This window comes from Photobacterium sp. R1, from assembly GCF_054600795.1.
In genome coordinates, this window is sequence record NZ_BAAHZP010001099.1 from 1 (window position 1) to 229 (window position 229).

Sequence of the window (229 nt, forward strand, 5' to 3'; positions counted from 1 at the left end):
GGCATTGATACCTACTGACATCGGCAAGCCGGCAACACAGCACATACAGCCGCCCGGGACTTCTTTGACGATGGCGCCCTGCTGGTCGAGCATGGCGCCGTCGACTCCTACGTTACCAAACTCATTGATTAGTATGGCCCATTTTTCATCGGCGAGTTTACGCGCCAGCAGCGACAGAATGGCAGTTGTTTTGCCGGCACCCAGAAAGCCGGTGATGATATTGGTCGGG

Annotated in this window: 1 protein-coding gene; it reads right to left on the reverse strand. The window is 55.9% G+C overall.

Annotated elements, in window-relative coordinates; translation table 11 throughout:
• The coding region (locus tag ACYP03_RS28455) for a GTP-binding protein (protein WP_459782999.1) at window positions 1–229 on the reverse strand (229 nt) is incomplete at both ends.